At 67.4% G+C, this 12,676-nt stretch carries 10 protein-coding genes; 2 read left to right on the plus strand and 8 right to left on the minus strand.

Going from position 1 to position 12,676, the window contains the following annotated elements; genetic code table 11:
* Positions 1-115 precede the first annotated feature (115 nt).
* The 4 genes from AC13GF_RS17435 to mdoH are packed head-to-tail and all read right to left on the minus strand — an operon-like array spanning position 116 to position 4,540.
* Positions 116-847, minus strand: coding sequence for a LytR/AlgR family response regulator transcription factor (locus AC13GF_RS17435; protein WP_108269981.1), 732 nt, complete (start codon positions 845-847; stop codon positions 116-118).
* Positions 848-857: 10 nt separating this feature from the next.
* On the minus strand, positions 858-1,901 hold the full coding sequence (locus AC13GF_RS17440) for a sensor histidine kinase (protein ID WP_483005443.1): 1,044 nt from the start codon (positions 1,899-1,901) through the stop codon (positions 858-860).
* A gap of 3 nt (positions 1,902-1,904) precedes the next feature.
* The gene (locus tag AC13GF_RS17445; RefSeq protein ID WP_483005444.1) at positions 1,905-2,564 is read right to left on the minus strand and encodes an alpha/beta hydrolase; all 660 of its coding nucleotides are present in this window, start codon (positions 2,562-2,564) and stop codon (positions 1,905-1,907) included.
* 50 nt (positions 2,565-2,614) lie between these two features.
* Positions 2,615-4,540 carry a glucans biosynthesis glucosyltransferase MdoH gene (mdoH, locus tag AC13GF_RS17450; protein ID WP_483005445.1) on the minus strand — a complete coding sequence of 642 codons (1,926 nt, stop codon included), beginning with the start codon at positions 4,538-4,540 and terminating at the stop codon, positions 2,615-2,617.
* A gap of 493 nt (positions 4,541-5,033) precedes the next feature.
* Between mdoH and AC13GF_RS17455 the strand changes: the two genes are divergently transcribed.
* The gene (locus AC13GF_RS17455; RefSeq protein ID WP_483005446.1) at positions 5,034-7,079 is read left to right on the plus strand and encodes a TonB-dependent receptor domain-containing protein; all 2,046 of its coding nucleotides are present in this window, start codon (positions 5,034-5,036) and stop codon (positions 7,077-7,079) included.
* 60 nt (positions 7,080-7,139) lie between these two features.
* On the opposite strand, the gene AC13GF_RS17460 is transcribed toward AC13GF_RS17455, so the two are convergent.
* Entirely contained in the window at positions 7,140-7,310 is a 171-nt protein-coding gene (locus AC13GF_RS17460) for a hypothetical protein (RefSeq protein ID WP_167345305.1), read from the minus strand.
* 217 nt (positions 7,311-7,527) lie between these two features.
* Between AC13GF_RS17460 and AC13GF_RS17465 the strand changes: the two genes are divergently transcribed.
* Positions 7,528-7,914 (plus strand): DUF2628 domain-containing protein, encoded by a 387-nt coding sequence (locus tag AC13GF_RS17465; protein WP_483005447.1) that lies wholly within the window; start codon positions 7,528-7,530, stop codon positions 7,912-7,914.
* Between the two features lie 96 nt (positions 7,915-8,010).
* On the opposite strand, the gene AC13GF_RS17470 is transcribed toward AC13GF_RS17465, so the two are convergent.
* The 3 genes from AC13GF_RS17470 to AC13GF_RS17480 form a co-directional block, all read right to left on the minus strand.
* Complete coding sequence (locus AC13GF_RS17470) at positions 8,011-10,542, minus strand: methyl-accepting chemotaxis protein (RefSeq protein ID WP_483005448.1); 2,532 nt, start codon at positions 10,540-10,542, stop codon at positions 8,011-8,013.
* Positions 10,543-10,751: 209 nt separating this feature from the next.
* Complete coding sequence (locus tag AC13GF_RS17475) at positions 10,752-11,645, minus strand: NAD-dependent epimerase/dehydratase family protein (RefSeq protein WP_483005449.1); 894 nt, start codon at positions 11,643-11,645, stop codon at positions 10,752-10,754.
* A 98-nt stretch (positions 11,646-11,743) separates the two neighbouring features.
* Positions 11,744-12,655, minus strand: coding sequence for a S41 family peptidase (locus tag AC13GF_RS17480; protein ID WP_483005450.1), 912 nt, complete (start codon positions 12,653-12,655; stop codon positions 11,744-11,746).
* Positions 12,656-12,676 lie beyond the last annotated feature (21 nt).

Below are 12,676 nucleotides of genomic sequence, written 5' to 3' on the forward strand. Positions count from 1 at the left end.
CCACCCCGGCCCGACCCAGCACGTAGCAACAACGAGCCGACCAACCGGCTGTTGCTGTTGCTGTTGCTTTCGACGTTGCTCGTAAGCAGTCGCGGCCGCAGGCCGCGCGGAACACTCACAGATGCCGCAATTCCTGCTTCAACGTCGCCACGCAGCGGCGGCTGACTTCCAGCGGCTGCTTGCCATGACGCAGCATCGCCTGCACCTGGCCACCCGTGCCACGTCGCAGCTCCACCAGCTCATGGCGTGCCACCAGACAGTTGCGATGGATGCGGATGAAGCGGCTGGCGAACTCTTCTTCCAGCGACTTCAGCGACTCCTCGATCAGGTCTTCTCCGCGTGCATGGTGCACCACCACGTACTTCTCTTCGGCCTGCAGGTAGTGGATGTCGTCCAGCGGAATCAGGCGCAGGCTGCCGCGCAGGCGCGCGCACAGCATGCTGCGGGCCTGCTGCCCGCGGTGGCCTTGCGGCTGGCCGTCGCGGCCGGCCAGGAACGTGCGTGCACGTGCGATCGCTGCCGCCAGACGCTCGGCACGTACCGGCTTCATCAGGTAATCAATCGCGGCCGCCTCGAACGCCGACAGCGCATGCGCATCGTAAGCGGTGCAGAACACCACCGCCGGCCGTGGCTCGAAGCTGGCCAGGTGGCGGGCGGCTTCCAGGCCATCCAGCCCGGGCATGGCGATATCCAGCAGGACCAGGTCCGGCTGCAGCTCCGCGCACGCGTGCAGGGCCTGCTCGCCGTTGCCGGCCTCGGCCACCACATCCACGCCGTCCTGCGCGGCCAACAGGCTGCGCAGGCGCTCACGCGCCAGCGGTTCGTCATCGGCGATGACTACCCTCACGATCGCTCCCTCACTGGATCGGCACTGTCACCTGGCAGGCATAGTAGCCCTCGCTCCAGCCAGTCGTCATCCGCGCGGCGCTGCCGAAGCGCCAGGCCAGCCGATGGCCGATGCTGTGCTGGGCATGGCCGGCACCGCGCGCCAGGGCCAGCCCGGGGGCCTGCGGGTCGGGCGCCGGATTGCGCACGCGGATCTGCAGTTCATTGCCTTCGCGCACCAGCTGCAGCTCGATGGTGCCACCCTCGGGCAGCCGCGAGATGCCATGCAGCACGGCGTTCTCCACCAGCGGCTGCAGTACCAGGCGAGGCAGGGGAAGATCCCAGGGCAGCGGCTCGTCGCGCTGCCAGCGCACCTGCAGGCGCTCGCCCAGGCGCAGTGATTCGATCGACAGGTAGCGCTCGGCCAGCTCGCATTCGTCACGCAGGGTGGAATCGCCCTCGCCCGCCCCCAGCGCGGCACGGAACAGATCGGACAGGTCCAGCACCGCACGCTCGGCCACGACCGGATCGCGATGCAGCAGGCTGGCGATCAGGTTCATGCTGTTGAACAGGAAATGCGGCCGGATCCGCGCCTGCAGGGCATCGGCCTGTGCACGCGCGTTGGCCTGTACCTGCGCGGCCCAGCGATCACTCACATAGAAGTAGCGCAGGGCCAACGCAGTGATCAGCGCCGTCGTCGCGGCGCTGCCCAGCGTGAAGCGCCAGAAGCTGATGCCGCGGGCGAAGTTGTCGCCAAGCACCGCGTACAGGGCATGCACGATGCCCGCGCAGACCACCGCGATCAGCGTCGCCAGTGCGATGGCCGAGACCGCCCCCAGGGCCTGTGGCAACCTCGACAACGCGTTCCGCAGCAGGCACAGGCTGGCCGTTACGGCCAGCGCCAGCCACAACGCGAAACCACTGGCCGACAGCAGTTCGCCCACGGTCCAGTGGCGGCTGCCATCCGGCGCCAGGGCCAGCACCACCACCACCAGTTCGGCCAGGCCGAGCATCGCCGCCAGCCGCGGCAGGCGGCATAGTTCCGGCATCCAGGGCGGAGCGCTGGCCGGTGACATGACTCAGGCGGCGCCCATGCGTTCCTGCAACCAGTCACCCAGCGCCTGGATCTCCTCGGCGCAGACCTGGTGGGCCATCGGGTAGCTGTGCCATTCCACCTCCAGGCCCAGCGCCTGCAATGCCTGCGCACTGTGTGCGGCCACCGCCTGCGGAATCACCGGATCGCTGCTGCCATGGGCCATGAACACCGGCACCTGCACCGCGCCTTCAGCGCGCTTTGCGCCGTCGGCTTCGGGCAGGTAGGTGGACAGTGCGATCAGGCCGGCCAGCGGCGCGGTGCGTGACAATGCGGCGGTCAGGATGATCGCGCCCCCCTGCGAGAAGCCCGCCAGGAAGATCTTCTCCGGCGCGATGCCGCGCTCGATCTCGCGCGCGATCAGTGCATCCAGCTGCACCACCGATTCCTGCACGCCGGCCATGTCGGCGCGCGAACGGAAGTCCATGCCGACGATGTCGTACCAGCCACGCATCGGCACGCCGTTGTTGATCGTGATCGGCCGCACCGGTGCATGCGGGAACACGAAGCGCAGCGCCGGCCAGTGCGGCCGCACCAGCTCCGGCACGATCGGCGCGAAGTCGTGGCCGTCGGCGCCGAGGCCGTGCAGCCAGATCACCGACCACTGCGGCGAGGCGCCGGTTTCCTGTTCCACCGTTTGCAGCATGATGCGGCTCCTTCAAGTTCGAGCCGCATTATGCCGCTGCCGCGGGACGATCAGTACAGCGGCGGCTGTTCGGCGGCTTCCCGGCGCAGCTGCGCGGCGCGTACCAGCACCGGCGGCGGGATGTTCTCCTCGGGAATATCGAGCAGGCCGAGGCGATGCAGGAAGGCACCCGGACCGCGCGAAGACGTCAGCGCCACCACCGGTACCGCCAGCACCATGCCGATCACCACCGGCGCCATCCACGCGGCCAGCGACGGCGACACCGCCCAGGCCAGCAGGCCCATGAAGGCACCGAACACGCCCAGGCCACCATAGCCACGGATCAACGCCAGCCACGAGATGCCACCGTCGTCACGCTGCTGCGCGTCCCAGCCGGAATCGCGGCCGGACAGCACTTCGGCCACGCCGCGCGACTGCACGTACATCACCACCGGTGCCATCAGCGCGGCCAGTACGGTTTCCACCAGCATCGAAACGAACGCGCGCAGCGCGCCGCCGCACCCGCGGCGGTCGACCGGGTCCAGCAGCATCGCCAGGTAACCCAGCACCTTGGGCAACAGCAGCACCGCCATGGTCGCCGCGAACAGGCGCACCACCTGCTGCTCGTCCTGGGCCCGCCAGTACACGCTGGGTGACAGGTGCAGCAGGGCGTTGAAGTCGATGCCTTCCTGGAACAGCGGGATGGCGATGCCGATCAGCATCAGCATCGCCCACATCGGCGCAGTGAAATAGTGGCCGATGCCGATCAGCATGTGCATGCGGCTGATCCAGTGCAGGCCACGGCTGCCGACCACCTTGCCGTGCTGCAGGTTGCCCTGGCACCAGCGCCGGTCGCGCACCAGCAGATCGGTCAGGGTCGGCGGACCTTCTTCATAGCTGCCACCCAGGTACGGCACCATGTGCGCGGCCCAACCGCCACGACGCATCAGCGCCGCTTCGACGAAGTCATGGCTGAGCACGTGGCCACCGAACGGCTTGCGCCCCGGCAGCGCCGGCAGCCCGGCCTGATCGGCAAAGGCACGGGTGCGGATGATGGCGTTGTGGCCCCAGTAATTGCTCTCGGCACCATGCCACCAGGCCACGCCACGGGCGATCACCGGACCATACACGCGGCCGCCGAACTGCTGCATGCGCGCGAACAGGGTGCGCCCGCCGATCACCGACGGCAGGGTCTGGATCAGGCCAACGTCGGCGTTGTGTTCCATGCCCGCGACCAGGCGCACGATGCTGTCGCCGGTCATCAGGCTGTCGGCGTCGAGGATCAGCATCTGCGGGTAGGCGCCGCCGAAGCGGCGGACCCAGTCGGCGATATTGCCGGCCTTGCGCCCGCTGTTGTCGCCACGGCGGCGGTAGAACAGCCGCGCCTGGCCATCGGGCACGCGCTCGCGCAGTTCGGCGAACACCTGCTCCTCGGCCCGTGCGATGTCTTCGCGGCGGGTATCACTGAGCACGAAGAAGTCGAACCGGTCGAGCTGGCCGGTGGCGGCCACCGACTCGTAGATCGCCTGCAGGCCGGCCAGCAGCCGGCGCGGGTCTTCGTTGTAGGTCGGCATCAGCAGCGCGGTGCGGCTGTGCACCGTCGGCAGCGGCTTGTCCGGGTCGATGCCGAGGCGGTAACCCCGGTCGAACACGGCGGTCAGGAAGCCGGCCACTGCACTGGCGAAAGACAGCGCGATCCAGGCGAACAAGCCGACAAACAGCACCAGCAGGCAGGCTTCGAGCACGCTGATGCCATTGGCCGACAGCACCCGCCACATCATCCGGGTGGCGATGGCGGTCATCGCCAGCGTGCCGCCGAAGATGTAGAACCGGCGCAGGCCGATCAGCCGCGGCGAGGTGCGGTGGCGGCGAACCTTCAGTTGGCCTTCGCGCAGGGTCTGCTCGGGCATCTGCAACGGCGATTCGGCCGGCAGCAGCGTCCAGCCGGCATCAGGCCGGGACGTATCTGCTTCCGCATGGATGGTCTGCACCCCCATTGCCGCCTACTCCGCGCAGCCGGCACGGCCGGCCATCCCGGCCGGGCTGCATGCACCAAGGTTCCCGGCGCGCTTTCCCGGCGCCCGCACTTGTCCTGGCTGCGTCGGCGTCACGCCACGCAGTCGCTGTCTGTCACTACCGGAACCCACACGATCTCCAACGGGGCGGAATCGAAAATGCGGCTCAGTCTAGGGCGCCGGATGTAAGCCGAGTGCGAAGGTCTACGCCGGGATTTATCCCCATTCAGCAAACAGCAGGCGAGTGCCGGGGCAGGGGAACGGATGTCACTTCGTCGCCCCAGGTACTGGATCGTAACAAACGCGAACGGTTATCATTTCATTAACCAGGCAGGTCACCGTCTTCCGCACGGCCGAGACCCACCCAGCTGCGCCGGTTCCAACCCAGCGCCCAACGACCCATGGAAGGGGGCTGCCTGCTGTCTGCGTGCGCCTGCTGCTTCCACCGGGTCCCCCTCCTCCGATGGAAGCCGTCATGTCCCTGTCGTTCCGTACCCCTTCCGCGCGACTGCCGCGCACCCGCCTGGCCTGCGCCCTGGCCACCGCCTGCCTGCTTGCCCTGCCCGGCCTGGCCGCCGCAGAGGCCAGTGCCGATGCCTCCACTAAGGATCTGGATACCGTGGTGGTCACCGCCTCGGGCAACCAGCAATGGATCAAGGATGCGCCGGCCAGCATCAGCGTGATCAGCCGCGAGGACATCGAGCGCCAGCCGGTGCACGACCTGGCCACCCTGCTCAGCCGCGTGCCGGGCGTGACCGGCGGCCTCAGTGCGGTCGGCGAGCAGTCCAAGATCAAGCTGCGCGGCATGCCGTCCAATTACACGCTGGTGCTGGTGGACGGCAAGCGCATGGGCAGCTCGGCCTCGACCAACTACCGCCCCGATCTCGGCCGCCAGGATCTGAACTGGATCTCGCCCGACCAGATCGAACGCATCGAAGTGGTGCGCGGACCGATGTCGTCGCTGTACGGCTCCGACGCCATGGGCGGCGTGATCAACATCATCACCAAGCGCATCGGTGATGACTGGAACGGCAGCGCCACCCACAGCTATACCCGCCCGGGCGATGGCAAGCGCGGTGATACCCAGCAGATCGGTGCGACGTTCTCCGGCCCGCTCGGCGAGCGCTTCGGCCTGCGCGTCGGTGCCAACAGCATGCGCCGCGACTCGGACCGCTCCAACGGTGGTGTCTACGGCAACGCCTACGCCGGCGAAAAGGACCGCAATGTCGACGCGCTGCTGCAGTGGAAGCTCAGCGATGCGCAGGAACTGTCGCTGGAAGCCGGCCACGGCGTGCAGCAGTCCTTCATCGACGCATCGCTGGAGAAGCAGGACGAAGGCGCCTGGGGTGCCAGTGAACTCAAGCGCAGCTCGCTGGCGCTCAACCACGATGGCAAGTGGAGCTTCGGCAACTCGAAGATCAGTGCGTACTGGACCGAATACAAGAACGACATCGGCGCCACCGGCCGCTCCGAAGCCACCGATACGATCATCGAAGGCAGCCTGACCACGCCCTTCACCCTGGGTGTTGAACACCAGTTCGCCGTCGGTGGCCAGTGGAAGCGCCAGGAACTGACCAACACCGACACCATCGGCCGCGCGCCGATCGACTATGCCGGCAATGCCGTCAGCGGTTCCAACCTGGAAGTGGATACCTGGGCACTGTTCGTCGAGGACGAACTGAAGCTGCATCGCACTCTGGCGCTGACCCTGGGCGCGCGCCTGGATCACCATGAGAAGTTCGGCAGCCACGTCAGCCCCCGCGCCTACCTGGTCTGGCACCCGGCCGAACAGTGGACGATACGCGGTGGTGTTTCCAAGGGCTTCCGCGCCCCCAGCCTGACCGAAAACTCGCCCAGCGCGGCCACCCAGTCCGGCGGCCGCGGCTGCACCTCGCTGATCCCGCTGGGCTATACCCGCGGTGGCTGCTACATGGCCGGCAACCCGGACCTGGATCCGGAAACCAGCACCAACCGCGAGATCGGCATCAGCTTCGACAATGACCTGTTCGATGCCGGCCTGACCTACTTCCATACCGACTTCAAGAACAAGATCGAGTATGCGCCGCTGGGCAAGTTCAACGGAATCTGGTGGACGCGCATGAGCAACGTGCAGCGCGCGCGCACCAGCGGCATGGAAGGCAACCTCAACTTCCGCTTCGGCGAACACTGGCGCTGGCGCACCTCGGCCACCTGGATGAAGGAAGCCAAGAACCTGACCACCGGCAGGAACCTGATCGATACACCGGAGTTCTCCGGCTATTCGTCGCTGGACTGGACGCCCAACACGGTGTTTTCCAGCAGCCTGTCGGCGCAGTACACCGGCAAGCAGACCGGCACGGCGACGACCTTCCTCAAGGCCTACACGCTGTATGACCTGACCGCTGCCTGGAACGTCAACGAGGTACTGACCCTGCGCGGCGGCGTCAGCAACCTGGCCGACAAGAAGCTGTATGCCGAAGGCTCCACCGACTACTTCGTGGCCGGCCGCAGCTACTTCATGAGCATGACCGCGCGGTTCTGACCGGCGGTGCGCGCCGCGATCGCGCTGGCGGCAGGCCAGCGCGATCGACGGTGTTGCGGATTACTCGCTTTCCAGCGCGGCCGCGGCCGCGTTCTGCGTAGCGGCCGTGCGTGCACGGTCCATCGCCACCGCCAGTTGCTGGCGTGCGAGCAGCTGTTGTGCCTGCACCACTTCAGGTGTCGGCAGGAGCACCGGTCCCGGTGCGTTTTCCGGTGTAGCAGGTGTGGTCATGCAACCTCCATGGACATCCCGCCGCCGCCCGGGATCAGCTGGGGCGGCAGCGGAACTGCGCACCCTATCCTAAAAACAAGGCGGATGGGTGACGGTGCGGCGCCCCGCCGCAGGCCTGCACATGCCGGGCGCGTCACATTTTTGACGGTTGAGGGTAGTTTCCTGAACCATCCACCTCATATCATGTAACCGTTTTCCTACAAGGACGTAATCGTCAATGAACGCAGTCGATCTCTCCCGCTTCAGCCCGAAGTGGCAGTTCCGCTTCAACTTCTTCCAGCAGCATGGCGCTCCGAAGGAGCCCCGCTTCAAGGAAGCCTGGAAGGCGCTGTCCTTCGGCGACCGCCTCAAGGTCAACATCAATTTCTTCGCCTTCTTCTTCGGCTTCATCTACCTGTTCATTCTGGGCATGTGGCGCAAGGCATTGGTGGTAATCGGCATCAACATCGTGCTGGTCGCCGTCACCCTGTTCCTGCCGGAGATCGTCGCCCGCGCGCTGTTCATCGCCTTGAACTTCCTGGTCGCCTCCAGCACCAACTACAGCTACTACCTGGAGCAGGTGAAGGGCAAAGCCAGCTGGAACCCCTTCGAAGGCATGTTCTGACGCTGCGCTGCCGCCGCACTCCGGCCAGGCACAGCATCGAGCAGAAATGAAGACGCCCGGCCTTGGCCGGGCGTCTTCATGTACGCGTGCCTGGTTTCAGGCCGCGCGGCGTGCCACGGCTACCGGCTCGGCCTGCAAACGGAAGCGCGAGACCGCCACCGCCAGCTGCTCGGCCTGTTCTTCCATCGCCCGCGCGGCGGCGCTGGCTTCTTCCACCAGCGCGGCGTTCTGCTGGGTGGTCTCATCCATCTGCACCACGGTCTGGTTGACCTGCTCGATGCCCGCCGACTGCTCGCGCGAGGCTGCCGAGATCTCGGCCATGATCTCGTTCACTCGACCGACCTGGCCGACGATTTCCTGCATGGTGCGGCCCGCGCCGTGCACCAGCTGCGCACCGGCCCCAACCTGCGCCACCGAGGCGTCGATCAGCTCCTTGATCTCCTTGGCCGCACCTGCCGAGCGCTGGGCCAGCGCGCGCACTTCGCTGGCAACCACGGCGAATCCACGGCCCTGTTCGCCGGCACGCGCCGCTTCCACCGCCGCGTTCAACGCCAGGATGTTGGTCTGGAACGCGATGCCGTCGATCACCGAAATGATCTCGGCAATACGCTGCGACGAGGCCTCGATCTGCTCCATGGTCTGCACCACCTGGCTGACCACCTGCCCGCCTTCACTGGCCACGCCCGCTGCGGAGCCGGCCAGGGTGTTGGCCTGCAGCGCGTGGTCTGCATTCTGGCGCACCGTGGAGGTCAGCTCCTCCATCGAAGCCGCGGTCTCTTCCAGGTTCGCCGCCTGCTGCTCGGTGCGGCGCGACAGGTCACTGTTGCCCGCGGCAATCTCGCCCGCCGCCAGGCGGATGCTGGCCGCCGACTGCTGGATCTGGCCGACGATCTGGGTCAGCTGCTGCACGGTGCTGTTGGCATCATCGCGCATCACTGCGAACACGCCGTGGAAGTCACCCTGCATGCGCGCGCTGAGGTCGCCTGCGGCGATCGCGCGCAGCAGCGTCGACAGCTCGGCCAGGTTGTGGTCGCTGACCTGCATCATGGTGTTGAGGGTTTCCACCATGCGGCGGAAGTCGTGGTCGAAGCGCAGCGTGTCGCCGCGCACCGCGAAATCACCGGCGGCGGCGGCGGCGGCCAACTGCTGGATCTGCTCATTGATCGCCGCCAGGTTGCTCTTGGTGGTGGCCATTGCAGCGGTGAACACCGCCTTCTCGCCCGGCAGCACTTCCATGTCCACGCTCAGGTCACCCACCGCGTAGCGCTGCATCACGTCGACCAGACGCTGGGTGACGGCGTTGCTGGAGGCCACCAGCTGGTTGCTGTCGGCCACCATCCGGCCGTACTCACCCGGGAACGCCGCGGCGTCCATGCGGTAGCTGATCTCGCCAGCGTCATGGCGACGCGCCATCTCCGCCTGCGCCGCCATCACCGACTGCAGTTGACCCCGCATGCCCTGCATCGCGTCCAGCAGGCGGCCTACTTCGTCGTTGCTGCGTGCCGGCAGGGTGCTGTCCAGCTTGCCGGCGGCGACGTCGCCGGCCACGCGCACGGCTTCGGCCAGTGGGCGGATCGCCAACCGGCGCAGCAGCACATAGACACCGGCACTCAACGTCAGCGCAGCCACCACGCCAACCAGCAGGGTCAGCCACAGCAGCTGGCGTGCTTCGGCCACGATCACCGCATGCGGCATTACCACGCCCAGCGCGAAGCGTTGCGGCGCATCGCCCACGCGCAGCGGCACGTATACGCGCACGTTGCCGGCGGCATCCGGAGTGAAGGTTTCGAACCGGCGGTCGGCGGCGACGTCGGCCAGCATGCTGCGGGTCAATGCGTCGTTGCGCGGCTTGCCGATCTCGGCGGCGTTCGCCGAGGCCAGCACCACGCCATTCGGCGAGAGCAGTTCGACCCGCCCGGCGCCCATCGGCTTCAGCGTGGCCAGGTGCTTCTGCAGCGCCGCCAGCGAGAAGTCGACGGTGAATACACCGAGGAACCTGCCGTTCTCGATGATCGGAGTGCTCAGCGTGCTCATCAGCACCTGCTGGCCACCGATGTCGTAGGAATAGGGCTCACTCACCTTCGCCAGCTTGTCGCGGCTGGGCACCATGTACCAGTCACCGGAGCCACTGGCGGTCTCGGTGTAGTCGGTCATCGTCGACTGCTGCGGCTTGCCATCGTGCCAGGCCCAGTAGCTCATGTAACGACCGGTGGCATCGTGCGCTTCAGTGTTGACGAACTCGGCATCCTTGCCGTCGAAGGCATCGGCCTCCCACATGGTGCTCTTGCCCAGCCACTCCGGGTGGGTGCGCAGCTGCTCGCCCAGCACGGCAGCCAGGCTGGCACGATCCGGAACATCGCCGCGCGCACGCTGGGCCAGCACGGTCTCGACCATGGCGTCGTTGCTGGCAAAGGCGGTGCCCAGATCGGCCGCAACCTGGCGGGCTTCGGCGGTGGCTTCGCTGGCCATGGTCTGGCGCGAGGCATCGATCAAGCTGGCGCTGGCCTGGCGGTAGATCAGGAACGCAGTCAGGCCGAAGCACAGCAGCGCGATCGCAGCGGTGCCCAGCATCAGCTTGTGGGCGATGCTGCCCGGGCGGCGGGCAGCGGCGGAACGGGGAGAAGGCATGGAAGGGTCCGCAAGGCAGTTCAGGACGACCGGCACCGCGAGGGCACCGCGCAGGTGCGCGATCCGTCGCGCAGGCCACCGGCCGCCGGGACACCCCCGGCGCTGGAAGCGCACCGGGTTAGCGGCCGCCTGCGAACGAGGTTGAGGCGGTCCGCCTGCACATTCCTGAACCTGCTCAGGGTCGGGTCAGGAACCCGCCCCGATCCGTCCTACTCGGCAACCCGATCCTTGATCCACTGCGCCCGAGGCAACACCTCGATACTGCCAACCGCGTACTGCTGCAGCACGTCGTCCGGGCCGAAGCGCGGCTGCCAGCCCAGTGTGCCGCGCATCAGTGCACTGTCGTAGACGCGGTCAATGCTCAACGGCAGCGGCCAGCCACGGCGCTCGAACTCGGCCAGCAGCTGCGGGGCGCGGCGGGCCAGCACCCTGCGCGGCTGGGTCGCCAGTTCCAGGCAATCCTCGCGCAGGAACGGCGTCGGTGCGCAGGCGATGTAGCGTGCGAAGGCAGCGCCCTCATCGTGCAGCAGCGCGGCATGTGCGCTGGCCACGTCACGCGCGTCGATGCCGCGGTGCAGGCGGAACATCGCCATCCGCTCCGGTGGCTCGGGGAAGCAGCGGGCCATGCGCAGCACACGCACGCTGAAGCCCGGCGCCGCAGCCGCTTCGGCCAATGCCTCTGCCTGCAGCTTGCTGCGATGGTAGATCGTGCGTGGCAACGGCTCGGTATCTTCATCGATCCAGCGGCAACCGCCCGCCACCACCGCATGGCCATACAGCGCCGTGGTGCTGGTCAGCACGAAGCGGCGTGCCCCGGCCTCGCGGGCAGCCTGCAACAGGTGTGCGGTCGCCTCCACATTGATCTGCTGGAATACCGCATCCGGCACCAGGCCGACATGGGGTGCGTGCAGAGCGGCGGTATGGATCACCGCGTCGACGCCCTGCACCGCCCGCATCACGGCCTGGCGATCGGTGACGTCGGCAATGATGCGGGTGGTGGCAAATGGGCTGCGATCCAGCCCCACCACTTCGTGGGCCGCCGCCAGCGCGCCGAAGATCGCACGCCCGATCCGCCCGGAACTGCCGGTCAACAGAATCTTCATTGAGTCCATTCACTCGAAGCGCCCGGGAACTACCGGGATGCATCGATTCTAGGCACGCTGCATGTCGTCTGCGATAGGGCGCGGTTGCAATTGTGCGTTCATTCTGGCGATGCCGAGCGGGCCAGCAGCTGCCGGGCGACGAACAGCGGATCGTCACCGCCTGCTGCATCAGGCGTGACGCCGGTACGTTCCCAGTTGGTCCCGGTACGGAGGTTGATCGGCTGCCGGTCGGGAATGCTGATCTGATAGCCATCCGGCAGCAGCACAGGATCATCGAACATATGTGCCGCGCCGCCACTTCGACTACCAACAACACGTGCCCGCCCCTGCGCCTGCAGCGAGTACGCGACGAATTCGGCGGCCGACCCCGTGCGGCGGTCGATCAGCACCACCAGCGGCTTCAGGTACAGCCCCAGGCTCGCCGGTGGCAGCGGTACCGGACTGCGCTGGCCACGGCGCTGCAGTGACTGTACCTGGGTGATCTCGGCCGCCAGCAGGGTCCGCACCAGCAGGTCCGCACTGCCGTCATCGCCCCCACCGTTCTGGCGCAGGTCCAGCACCAGGCCATCGGTGTCGGCCAGCAGGGTGAAGGCCGCGGCCAGCTTCGGCCGGGCCAGATCGAGCGGGTAGAAGGTGCTCAGGCGCAGGTAGCCGATGTTGCCTTCCAGCACCCGCACCTCACGCACACCCGCACCATTGCTGCGCGCATCCGCGCGCCAGGCCATCAACCAGTCGTCCTGGCCGCCGCTGGCATCCACCCGCTCGACATGGAAGTGGCCATCGAACACGTCCAGATCCTGGTTCAGGCGTGCGCTGAAAGCCTTCGGGTCCGCGCAGCTGTCCACATAGCGCTGCTGGCTGGACCAGCCGCGCACCGCCTCGGCAATGCGCGCGCCTTCGGCCACGTCCAGGTACTGCGCCTGTATCGCCGTGGCCGCCGCCTGCAGCACCGCGTCCTGGGCCGGGCAGGACGCCGCCAGCAGCGCGCCCAGCATCCACGAAACCGCCATGACCGCACCCCACGTTGATGA

This window comes from Stenotrophomonas sp. 22LJNL06-5-1 (assembly GCF_056861455.1).